Source organism: Rhizobium glycinendophyticum (genome assembly GCF_006443685.1).
Lineage (GTDB): Bacteria > Pseudomonadota > Alphaproteobacteria > Rhizobiales > Rhizobiaceae > Allorhizobium > Allorhizobium glycinendophyticum.
On the sequence record NZ_VFYP01000004.1, the window covers coordinates 234,115 to 254,893 of the forward strand.

A 20,779-nucleotide genomic window follows, 5' to 3' on the forward strand; every position below is an offset into this window, starting at 1 on the left:
GATTATCCCTGTTCAAGCGCCTCGGCAAAGTTCAAGACGAACCCTTGAAGAAGGCTAGGAGATCGGCGTTGATCACGTCCGGATGGGTGGTACACATGCCGTGCGGAAGGCCGGGATATGTCTTCAGCGTGCCCTTCTTCAGCAACTTTGCTGACAGAGGCGCGGAGTCGGCATATGGCACGATCTGATCGTCGTCGCCGTGCATCACGAGAACCGGAAGCTCGATCTTCTTGAGGTCTTCGGTGAAGTCTGTCTCCGAGAAGGCCTTGATGCAGTCGTAATGGGCCTTCGCTCCGCCCATCATCCCCTGCCGCCACCAATTCTGGATCACGCCCTCAGAGACTTCGGCACCGGCACGGTTGAAGCCGTAGAATGGGCCGGCCGGAACGTCCCGGAAAAACTGGGCGCGGTTGGCGATCAGCGCTGCGCGGAAGCCATCGAACACTTCGATCGGCAGGCCGCCGGGATTGTTTTCGGATTTCACCATGATCGGCGGTACGGCACCGATGATGACGGCTTTCGACACACGGCCAGGCTTGGAGCGTGCAACATAGTGCACGACTTCACCGCCGCCGGTGGAATGGCCGACATGGATGGCGTTCTTCAGGTCCAGCTTCTCGGCGAGTTCCGCGACATCCGCCGCATAGGTGTCCATCTCGTTACCCGTGTCCGTTTGGGTCGAGCGTCCATGACCGCGCCGGTCATGTGCGATGACGCGGAAACCCTGGCCGAGGAAAAACATCATCTGGTTGTCCCAGTCGTCGGCGGACAGCGGCCAGCCATGATGGAAGACGATCGCCTGGGCGTCCTTCGGACCCCAATCCTTGTAGAAAATTTCGGTGCCGTCTTTCGTGGTGATGTAGGACATGATGAGGTTCCCTTGTTCGTTTGCGGTTGATTTTGTGGCGGCCAGTGCCACCCTTGGAAGAGCTGCGGCGGCGAGCGCTACGCCGCCGCCGACAAGCAGATCGCGCCGGGTCGTGGTGATCGAATTCTGTGCGATTGTGGTGGCGTTCATTTTCGTCTCCTTGGCCGCGTGAATGCCTCTGTTCGACGAGATGAAGCTTGGCGGACTAGGACCTGTAACGCGAGTAAACGGTCGTAAATCGGTGATAATCGAAATTGCGGCTACGCGACCGTCACGAACAATGGGACCGGCCGCTCTTGGCCGGTCCCGAGAACCATGGTCGCTACGGTCAAGCGGCCACAAACCGGTAAGCGCCTCCCGCCCGGTCAGCGTAGCCGACGCCTGGATAAGTCCAGTGATAACCAAGAAGCTTCAGCTTCTCGCTTGCGGCTCGATCTAGGAGCGCGCGGCGGTTCCTCAGCGCAAGCTCACCGTCGGTGTCGAAACCAAAATGCCAGTCGGGATGCTCGAAGAAGATCACGTCGTTGGTACAGGCATCCCCTGTGATCAGGAGGTTGTCGCGGCCGGCGAGCTCGAGGGAGATGTGACCTGGTGTATGCCCCGGCGTGTCGATAACCGACATTCCTGGCACGATCTCGTCTCCGTTCCTCAACAATGTCGTTCGACCCTCGACGGCAAACAGATCGCGCTGGGCACCCTTGGCGAATCCGTGCAGCGCCTTAGGTCTCCGCGTTTCAAAGTTCTTGTCTGTCCAAAAATCCCACTCGTTCCGGCCGATATAGTACCGGGCGTTGGGATAGAGCACTTTGCCGTCACTTGTCGTCGTCGCGCCGGAATGATCCGGATGTGCATGAGTAAATACGACCTTAGTAATCGAAGATGGATCGACGCCCGCTGACCTGAGGTTCCCTTCAAGTCTTCCGGTGCTGGGCTGGAAATTTCCTCCTGCACCGTTGTCGATCAAGATTAGGTCATCGCCATAGCGGATGAGCGGAATGTTCGCCTGAACACGTGCACCGGTTATGTCGCCGCCCAAAGATGTGAGAATTGGAAGCCGGACTTCGGGGGCGGCGTCAGGGAGCAAGATGTCTGCGGAAAGGGTCAGAAAGCCGTCACTCAGAACGGAAATGTCGAAATCGCCATGGATGAAACGATGGGCCACCGCGGCGTTTGCAGGCATACCTGGCGAGCCCGCCAGCGCAGCACCTGCGGCGAGCGATAGGAATTGCCTTCGGCTTGTAGAGTAAGGTGGTAAACGGGTCATCGACATGTCTCCTTTGATTGGAAGAGTCATGTCGAGTTTGGAGGGGTCGCCGGTCAGGTACGAGTGAATGGTTGTAAATGGCTGCAAAGGAGCAAGAGGATGGTCACAGCAGTAGCTGAGCGATCCATCTGATGTCGGTCTCGCCGCTCAGGACAATGCACCCTTTTCGTGAAGGCTCCGTCGCGGGTGTGCGACTTGTAAGCACCACTAATCTACCTCGTGAAAGAAATCCTTCCTTCAGGGTCGAGACGCCTTCCGAATTGATCGGATCAACTACGAAGAAGGCAGCCCCATCGAAATCGTCGACTACTATCTGTTCTAAGGATAACGCATCGGCGATGTCGTCGCGGGCGATGTGATCCTGCAAAAACATTCCAACGACCGGGTCTTGCGAAAAGCGCCGCATGTGTCCTGCCACATGTGGAAATCCGCCCCCGTCACATGCAAAGACGGCTTCTCCTCCCAGACGCCTCACCTCGGAATATGCCATCGCAACACCGCGAGCGAGTTCCCAATCGGGCTCGACCATGGCGTGCTCGCCGTCCAAGACGAACAGAATTCTGCGTTGAGTCTTCACCATGCCCTTGCCTCGGTTATGAAAAACCTATTCGGGCGTGGCGGAAGGAACCAGTGAGGAGTTGTGAATCGCTGTAAACGTGGGCAGCCGGTCACTGGAAAGAACGGTTCTGCGGCCGGTCGCGCTTATTTTCTACTCCCTTGATCACTCCAGCTTCAGCTCCAAACTGGTCATCCGGCCGAGACAAAGATCGGTAGGCGTCTATCCTACTCTGCCATGCTGCAGCTGATTGAGATTTTGCCTCGGCTTCGGCCGCCTCGAACCATTTATCGACCACTGCTGAGGGCGGGTTTGCCAACCCCTGATAGAGCAGCTGGCCTTTTATGCGCAGGAGTTCCGGTTTACACCACCTTTCTCCCGAGGACTCGCAGTGGGTGAGCGCGCTGTCGATAACCTGGTTCGCTTCGGCAAACTTTGTTAGCGCGGCGAGCGCGCGGACCTCAACCGACTGGAAATAGGTTCGGAATAAGTTGAATCCCGCGTGGTCGAGAACGGACATGCTCCTCCTCAATTCGACAAGGCAATCTTCTGGCTTTCCTTCCTCAAGCAGAATCTCTGCCTCGTAGCACCGCGCATAACAATTCCACACATCCAGGGATAGGGACTTGGTATGGTCTTTGAGAAGCGCAATGTATTTCTTCGCAAGGTCAAAGCGGCCCTCTAGGAGAGCGAGAGGGCACGCGGCCTCTGCAAGAACATTCGACAACGAAAGCTCATGTCCAATTGAGATCGCATACTCGACACTGGACTGGGCCTCGACCAAGGCGCGATCACCCTCGCCAAGCACCCAGAGGTCTCGAGCCAAGATGATCTTTGCTGTGATACGCTGGTCGAATTGAAACCGCGTCGTCTGGCCGGTGGGCAATGCATCGTATTCGACGATCATCTCCTCTAGCAAGGCGCGGGATTGACTGTGGCGGCCAAGCCAATGAAGCGTCGCTCCCATAATGCGCTTGGCCACCACCTTGTCGACAGGATCATTCGATTCCGCCGCCACTGTCGCAAAATCGTGGGCGAACTGTAGCCCCAGCTGAGGTTCGGCTCGATTGATCGCGTCGACCCATATCGCCCAAATGGCGCGCAACTGGTAGTCGACGTCACCGAGACGCTCGGCGATCCTCAATGCCGCCGTCCAGGCGGCGACCCCCTTTTCGGGCACCTCCGTCGACCGCATCTGTGGCCATCCCAGCGCCGCATACAATTTCATCCGTCGTTGCTCGTCGAGATCGGGATGGGCGTCGAGATAGGCGATCGCTTTCGTTACCCAATCAAAGCATTCGTCGAGAAGCGATAGCCGGAATAGCAGCGGTAACGACGCCACCGTCAGCCGCACCCCTAAAATCTGGTCTCCGCCTAGCTCGAACGCCCAGTCCAGCGCAAGCCGCAGACTGGAAACATGCTGCTCAAAGTCTAGGGACCAGTCTTCAGTGGACGCAGAGTATAGTTCCTGCTCGCTTATCTCGAAGAGCTCCGAGAGGTATTCGGCGAGACGTGACATCACAGAGGAATAATGACCGCTCTCAACCAGCTTTTCGACAGCGTAGAACCGGGTGGTGTCCAGCAAGCGGTACCTGGTGGTGTCGGACAGCGCCTCAGCAACCATGAGCGATTTCGACACGAGGCTTTCAACGACCTCATCGGGGTCATCAAGAACTGCCGAAGCAGCATCGGGCAAGAACCAACCGCGAAAAATCGAGAGCCGCTGGATTGCTCTCTGTTCTTCCGGCGTCAGGACGAAATAACTCCAATCGAGAGTAGCGCGAAGTGTCTGGTGGCGGAGCAATGCGGTGCGCCGCCCCCTGCTGAGTAGCCGAAAACTGTCCTTGAGGGATGTCGACAGCGCCTTGGCCGACATCGTGTCCATTCGCGCTGCGGCCAGCTCGATCGCGAGAGCGATGCCATCGACCTGTTGGCAGAGCTCCACTACATGGGACAAGTCCTCATCGCTCAGCTTGTACCCGCCGCGACATGCTGCGGCCCGGTTCACAAAGAGTTGCACGGCTGGAGATTCCATTGCCTCGGCAACCGAACTTCCTGTCTCAGGGAGGTCGAGCGGGCTGAGGCGGTGAACCCATTCTCCCGCCGACCTCAAGGGCTCTCGGCTGGTTGCAAGGAACCGCGGTGATTCCGTCCGACTTAGAATGGACTCTACGAAAACCGCAGCCTCATCCACGACATGCTCGCAACTGTCGAGCACGATGACGATGTCACGCCCCTCCAGCACCTCGGCAATCGCGGCATCGATGTCATCGTTACGCGGCGGAATATCGAGTTTGGAAGCCACCTCCGTCGATATAAGTTCGCCTGAGCTGAGTTCAGCCAGATCGACCCAGATAACTTCGGCAAACGATCGACCAAGCACCGCACGCGCGACAGTGGATTTCCCAATACCGCCTGGCCCTACAATTGTTAGAAGTCGCGCGCCTAACAATTGTTCAGATAGTCTCTCGAGGACAGCCGCACGTCCAAAGAGCGTTGCATTCGCACGACGTTCTGTCGGAGGAACCTGGTTTGGGCCGGGTAATGCCACTTCAGACGCACCCCGTGCCTTCCGTCTGACTTCGGCGAGGAAGGTATAGCCGCGACCCGGCACATTAGTAACGTAGACGGACTCTCTTTTTGTATCACCAAGGGCACGACGAATGGCAGATATGTGCACCCGCAGATTGGTCTCATCCACGAAGGTATCTGGCCAAGCGTGCCGGATGATTTCCGCGTTGGTAAGAAGCCTCCCAGCATTCGAGGTCAAGCAGACAAGAATATCCATCGCCCGGCTTCCAAGAGCCACCGGACTACCGTCTCGCGTGAGTGTTCGCTTTCCCGCCTTCAGAGTGAAGGGGCCGAATTCGACCTCATCGTCCACCATCGGGTTCCCAACCATCCGGCCTGCCATGCGTCAGTTGATCCGCTAGCTCCTTCGAAATTTGACAATAGCTAGGTTCGCTTCGCAAGCAAAGAGGGTATAGGCGGAGCTTTCGACACGCGCCTCTGGGTAGCTCAATCCGCGATCACGAACCTCTTCGGCACACGCGCCTCTTCGGCACACGCGGATTGTGGCGCGGCTTCAGGCTTTCGGACCGCAACTGTCGAGGAGTTTTCTGATAGTCGTGACCCCCTTGGCTGTGTCCGACCAAGTCTGTCGCCAGATGAGAAGGCCAACCGAACACGTTGTCGCCACTATGAGAGGAATGGGTCCCAGAAACCAGAATGCGGCGGCCACAGTGAAATAGTAGGATCGCACCCCGACGCTGAAAGACCTGAGCGCAGGATTGAGCACGAGGGTCAGGGCGTTGGTCCACGCGGTGATGTCCCTGTCCTCCTCGCGCGAAGGGCTGGCTCCGATCGCAGCCAGACAATAGTTGATTTGTCTAACCGCCCATATGAAGTCGGATAGCCCACGTAACAGGGTAGCGATTATCAACAACACCTTACATTGAAAAAACCACAGCGGGTCCTGCGCGGTGAATCTGGCGATGAGACCAGAATCCAACCCGTAGTTAGGTTCCATGAACAAGGCGCTGCTCATGCCTACAATGACGATTAGGTTCGCCGATCCGAAAAACGACGCCGAGTTGATCGTGTGACCGAGGATGGCAGCGTCCCCAATGAAGTTGTTGTCTCGGGTCAGCACTTCCCGCATCCAAGCGGCGCGGATACGCACCATGTCGATCAAGAGACTGTCGTGCGGTCTTGGCCAACCAATCGCCATCAGTGGTTCGATCGCTATCCAGACCACCACGAAATAAGAGATCGCCGCAATGTTCAAAATGTCCATGACGCCCCCGGCGTAACCCCGCTGTAGTTGTTACCTCACAGCGCTGATCGCTCTGGGCGCAAAGAAAGATTCCTTCCGGTACTCGCCAGGCGAACGGCCAAGCTGCCGTCGGAATGCCCTCGCGAATGCGGACTGAGAGGAGAAGCGGCAGGCGAAAGCAATTTCGGCAAGCGGCATGTCCGATGTGGAGAGCCAGGACAAGGCTCGATTGATCCTGCACACTCCGATGTAACCGTTTGGGCTTTGACCTGTGGCAGCCTTGAATGCCCTTGCAAAATGATGTCGACTAAGGCACGCAACCGCCGCGATTTCCGCCACAGTCAAATCGGTTTCCAGGTTGTCCTGTATGTACTCCAGGACCCTTTTCAACCGTCGTTGGTCCAGGGCACCCACCGGACCGCCGATCCGGCTCGCGGCGGCGTGGTGCTCGGTGTATCGCCCGCATATATGGGTCAAGAGTACGCTGGCGAGATGTTCCATCAACGTTTCACCGCCCGCAGTTTCTTCCCGGATTTCGGCAAGGATGCGGAGACAAATCTGGCGGACGAACTCGTCCTCAAGACCCGCGCGGTAAAGGCTCGCGTCAAAAGCTACAGGCCGCGACGCCATCGCGGACAGCGTGTCGATCTGCTCGTCTGATATGTAGACGTGCAGAACTTCGGGGATAGCCTCGGTTATACTGATCTCGTCTTCTTCCACACCCTTCGGGCAGAGCCAGATCGTTCCCGACCGACTTGGAGTAACCTGCAGATTGCCGTTTCCCCTCCGTACGACCGTGCCATCGCGGGTTCCCCGAACCGCAAACGTTATCTCCGTTTTCGACGAGCAAATATCAGGGATTTTACCAGATGGATGTGCTCGCAACTCGGCTGCCAAGCCCGACCAACCTCGACCACGGGAGGATACGAGCAGTCCAGCATCGGGGAACTTCTGAAATCCATGCTCATGCAACGAGTTCATCACGGCCACCTCCGGGAAATTTCGCCCCTGTAGCGTTTGTAAAGCCTCGCACAGCCCGAAATCAAGCGGAACAGCACGCAAGGTCAAAACCACGGCACGCCGGGGCAAGGCGCGGGTCATCACCAATTATACTATTGAGCTTAGCAGCTAAGTCGCTTCGTGGCCTGGCGAGTCCAATTGATGGACCGACTATCCGCATTTCTTTGAATACATGGTTTTTGCAGGCTAAACGGCCCGAGCGGTGACCTTGGTTTATCGGGTCTCTGAGGGCTGCAGGCAAGGTTGGCCAAAAGTCAGAACACGCTGGTGAATAGATAGTATCGCTGGAGTTCGAGGTTGGAAGAGGAATTTTATTTCGGGAGGTTTTGCTTGGTCCCTGCGAGGCGAACCCTCCTGCAGGGAGAGACCATTGTTCCGATCGGCAGTAGAGCGATGGATATACTTCTATTCCTCACTGCCCATCCCGGGAGCCTCAAGACCAACCAAGAGATCGTGAAGCACGTATGGCCGGAAACCTTTGTAGGCGACGCTAATCTTCGGGTTCACGTCTCCGCATTGAGAAAGGCGCTTGGCGATACGAAAGCCGAGCCTCATTTTATCGCCAACGTTCCAGGTCGCGGGTATGTGTTTGTCGCGCCCGTGGAGCGCCGCCCCTCAAAGGCCGCCCCCCTCCCCCTAAAGCGACAGGTTTATCGCGGTATCGAGCGCTCGAAGATTTACGGTCGCGACCAAAGCATAAAAGCGGTGTTGGCGCAGCTCGTTCAAAGTCGTCTTGTCACCATAACGGGACCGCGCGGCATCGGAAAGTCGACCGTGGCGACCGCGATTGCGGCGATATTGTCGCGTCGGCTGGACGTCCATCGGGTCGAACTTTCAGATGTGGCTTCAGGTGAGCTTCTATCCACTGTAATCTCAACAGCGCTTGGCCTCCGGTCCCGTGCCGGTGATATGGTAGGTACAATTTCGAGCGCTCTTGACGTCAAACCTGCGCTGGTCGTGTTGGACGGATGTGAGCATCTGATAGACGATACTACCAGGTTCGTTGAAGCGGTGCTGAACCGCACGACCTCGGTTTGTTTCTTGGTTACGAGCCGCGAGCCGCTTGGGGTAGTAGGTGAACGTGTGCACCGTTTGTTGCCCCTGAATGTTCCAGAAGCTGACGCCAGCCTTGAGGAGGCCCTGAAGTCGCCCTCAGTCCAACTTTTCGTGGAGAGAGCAGATGCATATCTCGGCGGATACGAGTTTCGCCCAGAAGATGTTCCCGTAATCATCGACATATGCGCACGGGTTGACGGGATCGCGCTGGCCATTGAACTCGCGGCCGGTCGCCTCAAACCGATGGGCTTTGCATCCCTTAGCAAATCGCTCGCCGAGTGTTTCAATGTTCTCAGCCACGGGCGGCGCACGGCCCTACCAAGGCACCAAACACTACGGGCGGCCCTGGAGTGGAGCTACATGTTGTTAACGCCAGCCGAGCAAGTCGGACTTGCCGAACTGTCCGTCATCAGAGGTTGGTTCACCATGAGCGCGGCGGAGTCGGTGATGACCAGTAACGCCGATGATCTCCTAACGACTCTTGTCGCCAAATCGCTGGTCGTCATCTCTCAGAATGCGAATGATCACGTATATCGGTTGCATGATACCACGCGCATCTACGCAGGCGAAAAACTTGCGGAGCGCGGAGAATTCGACGCCACGATGGGGAGGCTCGCAGATTTTCTGTGTAAACTACTCGACAGCTCCGCCTTGACGACGGACCCGCATACCATGGCTGACGACGCGAGCGACTTCGGGTATGTTGTCCCCAGCCTCAGGGCCTGCCTCGATTGGGCTTTGACCGGACCAGGTGACAGGCTGCTCGGGGCGCGGCTTACCGCCGCGGCTCTGCCATTGTTCTTCAAGCTATCTCTCTTCGACGAATTGATTGCTGCAGTTTCCGCATCGATCGCCTTCCTTGACGTCAACCCAGAGGTCGATGAGGCCTGCAGAACGAAACTGTACGCGGCGCTCGTATGGCCACAGCTCATGGCCGCCGATGCTCCGGAAGGAGACGTCGAGGCATGGACCTCGTCGAGCCGCATTAGCCAGAAACTTGGGGATGTGGGTCATCACCTTCGATCTGGGGACTATGGATAGACGCAGATGAAGGGAAGCGATGTATCGCCTGGCACCGTCACCCTCAGACGTATCGCGCTAGCCTATTTTCGGTTCGGAGACAGGGAGCCCAGGTCGTTCTCGCCACTGCAGCGGGCGGTCATGCCAATTTGCCCAACTTCAGAGAGCCTTACCCGCTGAGGACGAGCGCCCGTCCTTTTTCTCCTCGACAAAGGGGCGAGACGACCTCGCCAACACACTGCCCCCGGGCAAATGATACTTCCGGATTTCGACGCATCTCAAAGTTCAATATGCTGGCATGATAGCTAACGACAGAAGCCACGCCATGGCCTCCGCCTCAGATTGACGTGAATTGCGGGAAGCCGGTCGCGATAGTTCCTGGAAAGACCTCCGAAGTTCCCCCGTATCCAACTGGCGGACGCCTTCTGACTTTAGAGCAGCCCAACTCAGCGGCTCTCCTCGCGGCACATGCCTTTCATATAAGCGGAATGGAAGGCCGTAGACGCATCGTCTGGCCATTGAAGAATCGTTCGCCGTTCGCACCGATTTACGACGCTTAACTCGCCAGCGAAACCTCGCTCAGGCACCGTGATCTTGTCAGAAGCCGACGAGGGAAGATGACACGAACGAATAAGCGGACACCCTCGCATGGCGCTTACCGGCGAAGACACAAAGCGAGGGGGCCACGGAAGCAAAACCGAATATCGGCTGAGTTAAACCAAAACGGGGTACAGGTTGATGATCTTTCTCGCGCTACTCATCGGTGGCATTTCAGGCTTGCGGGCGATGACGGCTCCAGCCGCGGTCGCTTGGGCTGCGAACCTTGGTTGGTTCGACATTTCGCAAACACCGCTGGCGTTCGTTGGCTATAGGTGGTCTCCTTGGATTTTGACAGCTCTGGCGGTTTGCGAGCTTATTGCCGACCAACTCCCGAGCACTCCTTCGCGGAAAGTGCCGATCCAACTCACCACACGCATTGTCATGGGCGGTTTATCTGGTGCGGCAATCGGTGCGGCAGGAGGATCGTTCGCCGGCGGGTCGGCCGCAGGGATCATAGGCGCTGTCCTCGGCACCTACTGCGGCGCAGCTGTCCGCAGCAAACTCGCGGCATCCTTCGGAAGCGACCTTCCCGCAGCCCTCATTGAGGACGTAGCCGCTGTTGGGGGTGCACTACTTATCGTTTGGTCTGTGTCATGAGGACTTTCGACGCCATTTTCATCGGCGCAGGCCAAGCGGGGCCCTTTCTGGCGGCTCGAATGGCCTCCTCAGGGCGCAAGGTCGCGCTGATCGAGCGTAGGTATCTAGGCGGCACCTGTGTCAACGCCGGATGCATGCCGACAAAGACGCTCGTCGCGAGTGCCAGGACCGCGCATGTTATTCGCCGTGCTTCCGAATATGGGGTTTCGATTGTTGGTAAGATCGAAATCGATATGAAAGCCGTGCATGACCGGGCGGAAAAAGTAACGCTTGACGCTCGCCGTGGGCTGGAGGTTTGGTTCGACGGGCTCAAGAGCCTGTCGTTGATATATGGACACGCCCGGTTTGCAGACCCCGCCACTATCGAGATCAACGGGGAGCGCATCACCGCCCCGCAAATCTTCATTAATGTCGGTGCACGTCCGTCTATTCCCGATTACCCTGGCCTCACCGCAGTGCCGTACCTGACCAGCTCCTCCATACTACAGCTGACCATAGTTCCTCGCCATTTGGTCGTGCTTGGCGGGAGTTATATCGGATTGGAATTCGCGCAGATGTACCGCCGCTTCGGCGCAAAGGTCACCATTATCGAACGGGGCGGCCATCTAGCTTCCAGGGAAGACGAGGATATCTCCGATGCCATCGCTGCGATTGTGCGTGCGGAGGGCATCACCGTTCATACGGAGGCAGTCGGACTTTCTTTTCGCGAGACCTCGGATGAAATCGAGGTGACGATGGACAGCGGAACCATCAGAGCGAGCCATGTCCTTGTCGCCACGGGCAGACGGCCAAACACCGATGATCTCGGACTAGATTTGGCGGGTGTCGAGATCAACGATAGGGGATACATCCTCGTCGACGATAAACTCTCCACGAACGTTCCGGGCATATGGGCCCTTGGCGACTGCAACGGCCACGGCGCGTTTACGCACACCTCTTACAACGACTTCGAGATCGTGGCAGCGAATCTCTTCGACGGAGCGGACCGACGGCTTACCGATCGAATTCCTGCCTACGCTTTGTATATCGACCCCCCGCTCGGGAGGGTCGGCATGACGGAGCGCGAAGCCAGGGCGTCGGGCCGACCGATCCTAGTTTCGAAGAGACCAATGAGCCGTGTCGGCCGCGCTGTAGAGCGAGGAGAGACGCACGGTTTCATGAAACTCATTGCGGATGCGGAGACGCGACAAATACTCGGGGCCGCCATTCTCGGCATTGAGGGTGACGAGGCGATACATGGCATCATAGACGCGATGAACGCACGTACGCCTTACCCGACCTTGAAATGGTCGGTACCCATCCATCCAACGGTTTCAGAACTCCTGCCTACGCTTGTAGGAGACCTCCAGTCAGTTCCTTGAGCTCTGCCTGGAAAGCGAAGTGCATACCCTGCAGGCTCGATTTTGCGGTGCAGGCCACTGGTGGGGAAGGATAATCTTCCTGTCTCAAATCTCTTAACAGCTCCACGCCCGGCATCCGTCGGGCGAACGGTGGCGCTTTGAAAAGGATACATATCATGAGCAAGAAAGCATTGATCGTCGTCGACATTCAAAACGACTATTTCCCCGGGGGCAGATGGACCCTGTCCGGCGTGGAGGCGGCCGCCCGCAATGCGGCTCGGCTGATCGCGGACGCGAGGTCGGCAGGCGATCTCGTCGTGCATATCCGACACGAATTTCCCACTGCCGACGCGCCGTTCTTCCATCCGGGATCGGAGGGAGCAGCGCTCCATCCAAGCGTAATGAACCTCGATAACGAACACGTTGTGCTCAAGCATCAGATCAATTCCTATCGCGACACTGACCTGAAGCAGCACCTCGACAAAAACGGCGTCGAGGAAGTCGTTGTCTGCGGCAACATGAGCCACATGTGCGTTGACGCCATCACTCGCGCTTCGGCCGACTACGGCTATCCCGTCACCGTGATCCATGATGCCTGCGCCTCACGCGATCTCGAATTCAATGGAGTGACCGTGCCCGCACATCTGGTTCACGCGGCCTTCATGTCTGCACTGGGCTTCGCCTATGCACGTATGCAGTCGACAGAAGATTATCTCGGCTCAACCGCCAAGGCAGCGTGATTTTCCCGGACGGCATTCTGCCGTCCGGTCCCACACGACAAACAAGATAGGGGAACGCAATGAAACCTACGCTCACCCATGCCAACGGTGCGCCCGTCGTCGACAACCTGAATATACAGACGGCGGGCCCGCGCGGACCCGCACTACTTCAGGATATCTGGCTTATCGAGAAGCTCGCCCATTTCGATCGTGAAGTCATACCCGAGCGGCGCATGCACGCCAAAGGTTCGGGAGCCTATGGCACGTTCACCGTCACTGGTGACATCACCCGATTTACGAAGGCGAAGCTCTTCGACTCGGTCGGTAAGCAGACACCCGCATTCGTTCGCTTCTCCACGGTCGCCGGAGAAAGAGGGGCTGCCGATGCAGAACGTGACATCCGGGGGTTCGCAGTCAAATTTTATACCGAGGAAGGGAATTGGGACATCGTTGGCAACAATACGCCCGTCTTCTTCTTCCGTGATCCCCTGCGCTTTCCCGATCTTAACCACGCCGTCAAGCGTGACCCCCGCACTGGCATGCGGAGCGCGAGCAACAACTGGGATTTCTGGACCTTACTTCCCGAAGCGCTGCATCAGGTCACCATCGTCATGAGCGATCGTGGCACGCCGAAGTCTTACCGGACGATGCATGGCTTCGGGTCGCATACCTTCAGCTTCACCAACGCCGCTAACGAACGTGTGTGGGTCAAATTTCATTTTCGCTGCCAGCAGGGTATCCACAATCTTACCGATGAGGAGGCGGCAGCGGTCATCGGCAATGACCGTGAAAGCCATCAACGCGATCTCTACGAGGCTATCGAGACCGGAGACTTCCCCCGATGGACCTTATGCGTGCAGGTAATGACAGAAGAACAGGCAGCCGGCCACAGGCACAATCCATTCGACCTCACCAAGGTCTGGCCACATGGCGACTATCCGCTGATCGAAGTCGGGGTCCTCGAGCTGAACAGAAATCCGGCCAATGTCTTCGCCGAGGTTGAGCAGGCAGCGTTCAGTCCGGCTAACATCGTTCCGGGGATCGGGTTCTCACCGGATCGGATGTTGCAAGCGCGGCTATTTTCCTATGGCGACGCCCAGCGATACCGCCTCGGTGTCAACTTCAACCATATCCCGGTCAACGCGCCGAAATGCCCATTCCATTCCTTCCATCGTGACGGTGCAATGCGAACCGACGGTAACGGCGGGTCGACGCTCCACTACTATCCGAATTCCGAGGCGGAATGGGAGACCAGACCCGACATGGCAGAGCCGCCGCTGCCGACAGGTGCCTATGCAGCACATTTCGATCACCGGGTTGATGAGGATCACTTTGAACAGCCCGGTGACCTTTTCAGACTGATGTCACCGGAACAGCGGCAGCAGCTTTTCGACAACACCGCGCGGAGCATTTGCGGAGCCGGTAGGCACATCAAGGAGCGCCACATCGCGAACTGCACGAGGGCGGACCCCAGGTACGGTGCTGGGGTTGCGACTGCTTTGGCTATAGTCTCGTCTCAGGCGGCTGAGTGAGGGATTTATGATGAGGCGATTGTCTCTAAGCGCGGGTTTCTTTGGGTGCGCGATAGCGATGCCTTTGACGGCGCAAGCTCATGTCAAATGGTTTGCGCCTTACATCGTCGGCGCACCGCCGCAGCCGATCTCTAAAGTGCTGACCGACCTCTGGTTCTGGGTCGGAATTGGTTTGGTGGTCGTCTTTTTCGTGCTGACCCGCCTTGTCGAAATCAGCGAGTTTGGAGCACGCATTCACGACGGCCTAGACCGCGTCACAGGACCGTTGTGGAACCGTCTCGACGACTACGTGCGTGCGACCGTTGGCGCGTTCTTCGTCGCGATCTTCTCGGTCGGCGGCGTTTACCTCACGCCTGATCTCAAAACCCCAGCTGAATGGGTATCCTGGCTTCAGTTATTGATCGCCGCGTGTATCTTCTCGCGTAGTACAATGCCGCTGGCGGGAGTCGGCATTCTGGCGCTGTGGTTTCTCGCCATCCGAGATTACGACCTGTTCCATTTGTTCGATTATTTGGCTTTGGGTTCGGGTGTCGCCGCCTATCTCATATTGGAACCCTTGAAGAACGACGGATGGAGATCGCATCGCTTCGAAGCTCTTCGCTGGGGGCTCGCCATCGCGCTGATGTGGTCCAGTCTCGAAAAGTTCGCCTATCCGGACTGGTTCTATCCGCTCGTCGTCGAAAAGCCGTTCCTCACCTTTGGCATGCCACAGGACGTATTCATTCCAATGGCCGGCGTCGCCGAATTCACCATGGGCTTCGGTCTTTTATGGACACCCTTGATCCGACGTCTGTCTGCAATCGCATTGATCCTCATCTTCAGCGCTGCCGTTTGGCCGTTCGGGCGTGTTGATCTCATTGGTCATGGTTTGATTATGGCAATCCTGGTGGCAGTCGCCTGCGATCAGTGCCGGGTCACGCGGTTCCTGCCATCGCTCAAGGTTCACCTGACGGCCATACCTGGCGGGATCGCCGGTGCTTTGGTGGTGTTCGCCGCCTCTTATTGGGGCTTGCACCTCGCATTCTACGGAACCGACGGGTTCACAGGTCCCGCAACCACTGAGCGGACAACACATTCCCACAATGCCGAGCAACCACATGGACCAACTTCGGATACAGGTATCGGGGCTCCGCCGACCAAATGAAAATTCGATGCACGTATTGTGGATATCATAGGACTCCTATATATAAGCACTATGGAAACGCCAAAGAACCCAACGTCTGTCAACCACCGCATCCGAGAAGGTCTTTCTCGCATTGCCATCGCCATGCGAATGGACGACTGGAGCCGCGCCAAGGTCAGCGGAGTTAACCCGACCCAGCTTGCCATTCTGGAACTGCTGGAGGGCCGAAAGGACGGACTGGTGGTCAAGGATATCGCTGCCAACCTCGGTGTCTCCCAGCCGACGGCGACAGACTCTATCTTGGCACTCGAACGCAAGAGGTTGGTAGCAAAGCGTAACACAGGAACTGGCAAGCGCGGCGTTAATGTCGGCATTACGCTGGAAGGACTCTCGGCGCTCAAGGTCGATAACTCGGCCACAGGTATCGCAGAACAAGCGGTTGAAGCCCTGGCCGCGCATGAACAGGAAGACCTGTTGATCATCCTGGTCAAAATGATCAGGCATCTGCAGGAGACGGATGCGATCCCGATCCAGCGCATGTGTGCAAGTTGTCGGTATTTCGTCCCGTTCGCTCATACCGAGGCGGCACAACCGCATCACTGTAACTTTGTCGACGCGGCTTTCGGACAGCGGGACATCCGCATCGACTGTCGCGAACATGAAACCGCCGATCCCGCGTCACGGGCAGCCACCTGGGACGTGTTCATACAGGGATAACATCGCAACCCTCCAGGCTACGGAGAAAGAGGAGACTAAGTAATGACCAGAAGCTTTATTGCCGGCGCGCTTGTCGCCGGAACGGCCTTGCTGTGCCTTTCAACAGCCAGTGCGCACTCGATCAAGGCTGACCCCGCGGAACCCGTAAAGGCTCCGTTCGACATCATCGAGACAACAATCGTCACCACGGGAGAGTCCGCGGTCTTCACCACCCGCGTTCGCGGCGAGGCCGGGTCGGAGAAACCGGCCGGTACGGGCAAGTTCGAGGGCTCGGATGTCTACGCCTATGTCTGGCCGACATCGCTCAACAGCGGCGAGATCGGATTCGACAAGGATCAGGGCATCGTAGCTCTGGCCGTAACCTTCCACCCTGATTTTGACGATGCAGCCAAGGGCGGCAAGAACCGCGATATCTGGCACCCACACTGGGTGGTGCTGGCGGAGGACAAGGCCTGTGGCGGCGGTCTCAAAGTCATCGATATCCCGGAAGGCTCGAAGCCACGGGTTCCGGAAACGTGGCCTGGGGTTCCGCTCTTGATTGACAGCCCGACCTATCCGACCACTTTCAAGGGCGACGCCGTCGACGTAACAATCCCCCTGTCTCTGATTGGTGGCATCACGGGTGCGTCCTACGATGGCGTCACCGCGGGTCTCAAGGTCAACGGCAATCTGCACGCGCCCCTTCTCTGCGTCAGTAACGTCTTCAAGGTCGCTTCCGGGAACCTCAGCCTTCCCGGCAAGGTGATGCCTTCAAAGTGACTTGAACTGCGCGGGTTCGCCGACAGCCATCGACGAACCCGCATATTCCCCCTCCAGGCTAACAGAGAGAAAGAACATGTCCAGAATTACACTTATCGACCCGGCTAACGCAACAGGCCAGACATCGGAGCAGCTTGCACAGATCAAGGGTGCGTTCGGCTTAGTACCGAATATGTTCAAGGCTGCGGCCAACTCGCCGGCGGCGCTGACCAGCCTTTGGGGCGCATTCGGTGCTTTGAGTGGCGGCCGCCTTGGTGCGAAGCTCGGCGAACAAATAGCCGTTGCCATCGCTGACCGCAATGATTGCAATTATTGCCTCGCGGCCCACACAGGTCTCGGCCGCAAGGCTGGTGCGACTGCACAGGAAATGGCGGAAGCTCAGGCGGGCCGCGCAACAGACCCTCGGACGGCGGCGGCCCTCACCTTTGCTCTTGCCGTCGTGGACAAACGCGCCGGAATCGAAACTTCAGATGTCGAAGCGCTCCGCACAGCGGGCTTCGACGACGACGAGATCGTTGAAATCGTCGCGCACATCGCGCTCAACCTGTTCACTAACTACCTGAACGTCGCCCTCGACGTGCCGGTCGACTTTCCAGGTGTGAAACTCACGCGGGCCGCCGCGTAGCACCTGGGGGGCGGACCAACCTCCCCTCCGGTCCGCCCCGCAAGACAAGGATCAAAGACTATGTCTACGACATTAAAGACGCTCCCGCCCGAACTGGCAGTAAGCGAATGGTTCAACACGCCTGCACCCCTGTCGCTGGCCGCCCTGCGCGGTCGGCCGGTGTTCCTTCACAGCTTTCAGCTTCTCTGCCCTGGATGCGTTGCGGAATCCATTCCGCAGGTCCAGCGCATCGAACGCATCTTCGGTCACACCGATCTCCAAATCATTGGCATCCACACGGTGTTCGAGCACCACGCGGCCATGTCTCCGGTCACCCTCGGAGCGTTCCTGCACGAGTACCGAATAAAGCATCCCGTCGGGGTCGATCTAGCGGACGAACAAAGCGATACGCCCATAACTATGCAGCGGTTTGGATTGCGCGGCACGCCTTCTTCTATCCTATTTGATCGTGACGGGTCCGTTGCATACCAGGCTTTCGGGGTCGAGGCAGACCTCGCGGTCGGCGCGCGGATCGCCATGGCACTCTCTAATCGCACGGCAGTTATCGGCTCCCAAAAGTCTCTCTTTGGAGCCGACGAAAGATGCGTCGACGGCCAGTGCAAAGTTTCGTCGCAAAGCACAGCGTGATCGCACCGTGGATAAGCCGGCTTCGAACTTCGGCACGTACGTTTCGAGGACCTCAGTCTTCCCCTCAACACCGGACAAACCAATGTCGAATCACCGTTTGCCTAAACCCCAAAACAGAAGGGAGATGGGGCTCAGGTTCCCGCGGCGAACAGGGCAGCAGCCGCTCCATCGAAAGTGCCGAAGCCTCCTCCAGCGATCTCGTGGATTGTGCCGCAGACGAGGCCTCCACCCGGCAGGTGGCAATCGATATCTGGCACGCCGAACGGCAGGACGACACTTTCGCGCGCCGGCCTACCCCCGAGATGAGCGATGCGCTCACGGAGGTCTTCGATAAGTTTGGAAGTCCGGATATGCGACATCGATCACGGACCTCCTCAGGTTCGCGTTAACGAGGGCTTTTATGCCCGGGACACCAATGTTCCCTATTTGTTCTGATCGAAAAGAGGAGTCAAGACATCTGAGAAATCGATTTTTTGGATAGCAATGCCGCCCGACAGAAACATTAGAAGAATCAATACACTCGTCGAGCGGTCGCCCGTGGATGCGACTGTGGTCAGGGAGGGTCTAAAAATATCCCCGAAATGGACGACGGACGCCATCGGCGCTGCTTATCAGATAACTGGCTTTTCGAAACCAACGATCGTTTAGGAGCGGTTATCTCCTCAAGGGGGATTAATCTTGAAGGGCTTGATCGGCGTCCAGAGCTCCAACTGGGCTTGCGCGACGTTTCCTCGCAGCCCCGGTGCCCAGATCATGAGGTTAGGACCGTCGGCGCGTTCAAGCCCAAGGATCGGCGCGGTCTTGGGCCAAAACTCCTCGGTCATCGTGAAGCGAAAGTTGCCGATGTCGGCTGTTGTACCGTTGTACGAAACCACGAGGTAAGTTTGCGGAGGAATGGTTACCGAGTCCAATGACGGTAGGGTCGCATCCCCGTGTGCAAGAAAACCCGGCATGAAGACAAACGGCCCGTCTGTGTCTCCCTTGGGAGGTGGCTGCGTGGCAAAGCAAGCGGCCATCAATTGGCGGCTATTCTCATCGCCTGACATGATGTTCGGTGTGCCGAAAAGTTTCTCGAACGCTTTGTCGACCGGGTCACCATCCTTCATCACCTCGCTACTCCGCGACGCTGCTATCTGCGCACCGTAGCCAAGCAGTCGGGTCTCGCCTAAGCCCTCGATGCGCATTGGCATACCGGTGATATCAATCGTGCGGAATAGCGATTTTTGCTCTTCTCCGTGTGCATCAGGACACATGTAGAATGGGCCGTTATAGGTGTTGTTGTCCGCGGAGGTTGGTCCGGCAGAGAGCAGCAATAGTAGCAAGCCAATGTTCGACATACGCATTAGGAGGCCTCCCGTCGAAAGCGGAAAAACTAGAGGAAATAGAGGCGGCAACAAATCGTGGGATCAACCGGCGTCGTCGAGTTCAGCAATGAACCCACGGGCCTCGTCGTGTCTGAACCAATATATGTGCCATCGATCTTTGCCCCGATTCCGCTCCATACGGAACGCCACCGCCAACCTTCTCCCATCCGTCCGCAGGTTGATTGCTCCGTAAACCTCGACATTCCGTTTTGCCAACTGGTTCTCGACCTCCCCGCGAGCCTTTCGATATTCCGCGCGCTCTTTTTCTAGTGTTCCGGGGTCTTCGATCTTTGACGACAAACGCCGTAGCTTCGTCAGAAGCCTACGGTCTTCGCTCTCCCGCGTGGAGCGAAGCAATTCTGTGCAAAGGATCAGTGGAGCTTTGCCTCGACCGAAACGGCCCAAGCGACCAAGAAGGTCGGGCCGGGGATGGACATAGTTTTCGTCATCTCCCGATGAGACCACGAATGCAGAAGGGTTTACGGCCTCAAGAAACTCGTCGGTAACATCTGCTCCGCCGTGATGACAACTTTTCAGGACGTCCGAGCGGAACCGTTTTGAGGCTGCCGGTACGGCATCTGCGAGTGGCTTGTCGGGATCAACGCCACTGTAACTCCGCAGCAGGAAGGCCTCCGCAGGCCTATTGAGGTCACCTCCAAGAAGGAGAGAGAAGCCCCTGTACGCGACGCGGATGATAACGGAGTGCCCGTTCTTCGTCTTCCCTATATCCCTGCCAACTCCGTCAGTCTTCGGTCCGAACCAACGTAATCGACCCTTGCCAGTGCTATCACGCTCTACAAGAGGAGAAAGAACCTCGATTGAAACTCCATCTTGATCCCCTGGCGTGAACTCCGGCATCCAGTGCCTCACGTGTTGTGCCGCCGACAACTCTGAATGAAGTGCCTCAACCTTGCCCACGCGACCGCTTGTCAACGCGGTTTGAATAAGGTTCGCGTAGGCCTTTGATCCTCTAACATTAGGGTCTCGATATAGCTCTTTTATTTCCTCGTGGGTGAGCCGGATATCCGTCAGATATCGACCGGACTCATCAGTCGGTCCGAGAGGGTCGTCGCCCGCGCGTTCAGCTATGCCATTGTGGTAGAATTTCTCGAACGATTGATTCTCCTCGTCCAGCAGCTTTGCTCTGAGACCAAGCTTTGGACCGCCGGTGATTAGAGTTTTCCGGCTCTGATCACGATGGCTGGCTGGTTGCGCCA

General features: G+C 57.4%; 19 protein-coding genes. 10 read left to right on the forward strand and 9 right to left on the reverse strand.

The window, feature by feature from the left end; genetic code table 11:
* Positions 1 to 31: 31 nt before the first annotated feature.
* From FJQ55_RS20230 to FJQ55_RS20255, 6 genes are all read right to left on the reverse strand, one after another.
* Positions 32 to 868, reverse strand: a complete 837-nt coding sequence (locus FJQ55_RS20230) for an alpha/beta fold hydrolase (RefSeq protein ID WP_246085219.1) — start codon at positions 866 to 868, stop codon at positions 32 to 34.
* 328 nt (positions 869 to 1,196) lie between these two features.
* Positions 1,197 to 2,132: an MBL fold metallo-hydrolase gene (locus tag FJQ55_RS20235; RefSeq protein WP_140831364.1), complete on the reverse strand. Its 936-nt coding sequence runs from the start codon at positions 2,130 to 2,132 to the stop codon at positions 1,197 to 1,199.
* 103 nt (positions 2,133 to 2,235) lie between these two features.
* Positions 2,236 to 2,712 carry a hypothetical protein gene (locus tag FJQ55_RS20240; RefSeq protein WP_140831366.1) on the reverse strand — a complete coding sequence of 159 codons (477 nt, stop codon included), beginning with the start codon at positions 2,710 to 2,712 and terminating at the stop codon, positions 2,236 to 2,238.
* An 88-nt stretch (positions 2,713 to 2,800) separates the two neighbouring features.
* Entirely contained in the window at positions 2,801 to 5,602 is a 2,802-nt protein-coding gene (locus FJQ55_RS20245) for an ATP-binding protein (RefSeq protein ID WP_140831368.1), read from the reverse strand.
* Between the two features lie 171 nt (positions 5,603 to 5,773).
* Positions 5,774 to 6,484, reverse strand: coding sequence for a DUF599 domain-containing protein (locus FJQ55_RS20250; RefSeq protein WP_140831370.1), 711 nt, complete (start codon positions 6,482 to 6,484; stop codon positions 5,774 to 5,776).
* Between the two features lie 30 nt (positions 6,485 to 6,514).
* Positions 6,515 to 7,564 (reverse strand): AraC family transcriptional regulator, encoded by a 1,050-nt coding sequence (locus FJQ55_RS20255; protein WP_208758238.1) that lies wholly within the window; start codon positions 7,562 to 7,564, stop codon positions 6,515 to 6,517.
* A gap of 312 nt (positions 7,565 to 7,876) precedes the next feature.
* Here FJQ55_RS20255 and FJQ55_RS20260 point away from each other — a divergent pair, with 312 nt between their 5' ends.
* The 10 genes from FJQ55_RS20260 (at position 7,877) to FJQ55_RS20305 (ending at position 18,198) form a co-directional block, all read left to right on the forward strand.
* The gene (locus tag FJQ55_RS20260; protein WP_140831372.1) at positions 7,877 to 9,580 is read left to right on the forward strand and encodes an ATP-binding protein; all 1,704 of its coding nucleotides are present in this window, start codon (positions 7,877 to 7,879) and stop codon (positions 9,578 to 9,580) included.
* A gap of 714 nt (positions 9,581 to 10,294) precedes the next feature.
* The gene (locus tag FJQ55_RS20265; RefSeq protein ID WP_140831374.1) at positions 10,295 to 10,756 is read left to right on the forward strand and encodes a DUF4126 family protein; all 462 of its coding nucleotides are present in this window, start codon (positions 10,295 to 10,297) and stop codon (positions 10,754 to 10,756) included.
* Positions 10,753 to 12,117 (forward strand): FAD-containing oxidoreductase, encoded by a 1,365-nt coding sequence (locus FJQ55_RS20270; RefSeq protein ID WP_140831376.1) that lies wholly within the window; start codon positions 10,753 to 10,755, stop codon positions 12,115 to 12,117. The genes FJQ55_RS20265 and FJQ55_RS20270 overlap by 4 nt, the downstream gene beginning before the upstream one ends.
* A gap of 155 nt (positions 12,118 to 12,272) precedes the next feature.
* Positions 12,273 to 12,836: a cysteine hydrolase family protein gene (locus FJQ55_RS20275; RefSeq protein WP_140831378.1), complete on the forward strand. Its 564-nt coding sequence runs from the start codon at positions 12,273 to 12,275 to the stop codon at positions 12,834 to 12,836.
* 59 nt (positions 12,837 to 12,895) lie between these two features.
* The gene (locus tag FJQ55_RS20280; RefSeq protein WP_140831380.1) at positions 12,896 to 14,347 is read left to right on the forward strand and encodes a catalase; all 1,452 of its coding nucleotides are present in this window, start codon (positions 12,896 to 12,898) and stop codon (positions 14,345 to 14,347) included.
* 58 nt (positions 14,348 to 14,405) lie between these two features.
* Positions 14,406 to 15,491: a hypothetical protein gene (locus FJQ55_RS20285; protein ID WP_246085215.1), complete on the forward strand. Its 1,086-nt coding sequence runs from the start codon at positions 14,406 to 14,408 to the stop codon at positions 15,489 to 15,491.
* Between the two features lie 51 nt (positions 15,492 to 15,542).
* Positions 15,543 to 16,187 carry a MarR family winged helix-turn-helix transcriptional regulator gene (locus FJQ55_RS20290; protein WP_140831382.1) on the forward strand — a complete coding sequence of 215 codons (645 nt, stop codon included), beginning with the start codon at positions 15,543 to 15,545 and terminating at the stop codon, positions 16,185 to 16,187.
* Positions 16,188 to 16,229: 42 nt separating this feature from the next.
* Positions 16,230 to 16,946: a hypothetical protein gene (locus FJQ55_RS20295; protein ID WP_140831384.1), complete on the forward strand. Its 717-nt coding sequence runs from the start codon at positions 16,230 to 16,232 to the stop codon at positions 16,944 to 16,946.
* A gap of 76 nt (positions 16,947 to 17,022) precedes the next feature.
* Entirely contained in the window at positions 17,023 to 17,571 is a 549-nt protein-coding gene (locus tag FJQ55_RS20300) for a carboxymuconolactone decarboxylase family protein (protein WP_140831385.1), read from the forward strand.
* 60 nt (positions 17,572 to 17,631) lie between these two features.
* Positions 17,632 to 18,198 (forward strand): TlpA disulfide reductase family protein, encoded by a 567-nt coding sequence (locus FJQ55_RS20305; protein WP_140831387.1) that lies wholly within the window; start codon positions 17,632 to 17,634, stop codon positions 18,196 to 18,198.
* A gap of 131 nt (positions 18,199 to 18,329) precedes the next feature.
* On the opposite strand, the gene FJQ55_RS20310 is transcribed toward FJQ55_RS20305, so the two are convergent.
* The 3 genes from FJQ55_RS20310 to FJQ55_RS23365 all read right to left on the reverse strand — a co-directional run.
* Positions 18,330 to 18,557: a hypothetical protein gene (locus FJQ55_RS20310; RefSeq protein WP_140831388.1), complete on the reverse strand. Its 228-nt coding sequence runs from the start codon at positions 18,555 to 18,557 to the stop codon at positions 18,330 to 18,332.
* A gap of 303 nt (positions 18,558 to 18,860) precedes the next feature.
* The gene (locus FJQ55_RS20315; RefSeq protein ID WP_140831389.1) at positions 18,861 to 19,541 is read right to left on the reverse strand and encodes a GyrI-like domain-containing protein; all 681 of its coding nucleotides are present in this window, start codon (positions 19,539 to 19,541) and stop codon (positions 18,861 to 18,863) included.
* Positions 19,542 to 19,604: 63 nt separating this feature from the next.
* Positions 19,605 to 20,779, reverse strand: a 1,175-nt coding sequence (locus FJQ55_RS23365) for a ComEC/Rec2 family competence protein (protein ID WP_208758239.1), incomplete at its 5' end; no start/stop codon positions are given.

What these genes read in the sequence shown, in the direction of transcription:
- FJQ55_RS20230 (WP_246085219.1), bottom strand. Translation starts at nt 868, where the DNA reads ATGTCCTACATCACCACGAAAGACGGCACCGAAATTTTCTACAAGGAT.
- FJQ55_RS20235 (WP_140831364.1), bottom strand. Translation starts at nt 2,132, where the DNA reads ATGACCCGTTTACCACCTTACTCTACAAGCCGAAGGCAATTCCTATCG.
- FJQ55_RS20240 (WP_140831366.1), bottom strand. Translation starts at nt 2,712, where the DNA reads ATGGTGAAGACTCAACGCAGAATTCTGTTCGTCTTGGACGGCGAGCAC.
- FJQ55_RS20245 (WP_140831368.1), bottom strand. Translation starts at nt 5,602, where the DNA reads ATGGCAGGCCGGATGGTTGGGAACCCGATGGTGGACGATGAGGTCGAA.
- FJQ55_RS20250 (WP_140831370.1), bottom strand. Translation starts at nt 6,484, where the DNA reads ATGGACATTTTGAACATTGCGGCGATCTCTTATTTCGTGGTGGTCTGG.
- FJQ55_RS20255 (WP_208758238.1), bottom strand. Translation starts at nt 7,564, where the DNA reads ATGACCCGCGCCTTGCCCCGGCGTGCCGTGGTTTTGACCTTGCGTGCT.
- FJQ55_RS20260 (WP_140831372.1), top strand. Translation starts at nt 7,877, where the DNA reads ATGGATATACTTCTATTCCTCACTGCCCATCCCGGGAGCCTCAAGACC.
- FJQ55_RS20270 (WP_140831376.1), top strand. Translation starts at nt 10,753, where the DNA reads ATGAGGACTTTCGACGCCATTTTCATCGGCGCAGGCCAAGCGGGGCCC.
- FJQ55_RS20275 (WP_140831378.1), top strand. Translation starts at nt 12,273, where the DNA reads ATGAGCAAGAAAGCATTGATCGTCGTCGACATTCAAAACGACTATTTC.
- FJQ55_RS20280 (WP_140831380.1), top strand. Translation starts at nt 12,896, where the DNA reads ATGAAACCTACGCTCACCCATGCCAACGGTGCGCCCGTCGTCGACAAC.
- FJQ55_RS20285 (WP_246085215.1), top strand. Translation starts at nt 14,406, where the DNA reads ATGCCTTTGACGGCGCAAGCTCATGTCAAATGGTTTGCGCCTTACATC.
- FJQ55_RS20290 (WP_140831382.1), top strand. Translation starts at nt 15,543, where the DNA reads ATGGAAACGCCAAAGAACCCAACGTCTGTCAACCACCGCATCCGAGAA.
- FJQ55_RS20295 (WP_140831384.1), top strand. Translation starts at nt 16,230, where the DNA reads ATGACCAGAAGCTTTATTGCCGGCGCGCTTGTCGCCGGAACGGCCTTG.
- FJQ55_RS20300 (WP_140831385.1), top strand. Translation starts at nt 17,023, where the DNA reads ATGTCCAGAATTACACTTATCGACCCGGCTAACGCAACAGGCCAGACA.
- FJQ55_RS20305 (WP_140831387.1), top strand. Translation starts at nt 17,632, where the DNA reads ATGTCTACGACATTAAAGACGCTCCCGCCCGAACTGGCAGTAAGCGAA.
- FJQ55_RS20310 (WP_140831388.1), bottom strand. Translation starts at nt 18,557, where the DNA reads ATGTCGCATATCCGGACTTCCAAACTTATCGAAGACCTCCGTGAGCGC.
- FJQ55_RS20315 (WP_140831389.1), bottom strand. Translation starts at nt 19,541, where the DNA reads ATGCGTATGTCGAACATTGGCTTGCTACTATTGCTGCTCTCTGCCGGA.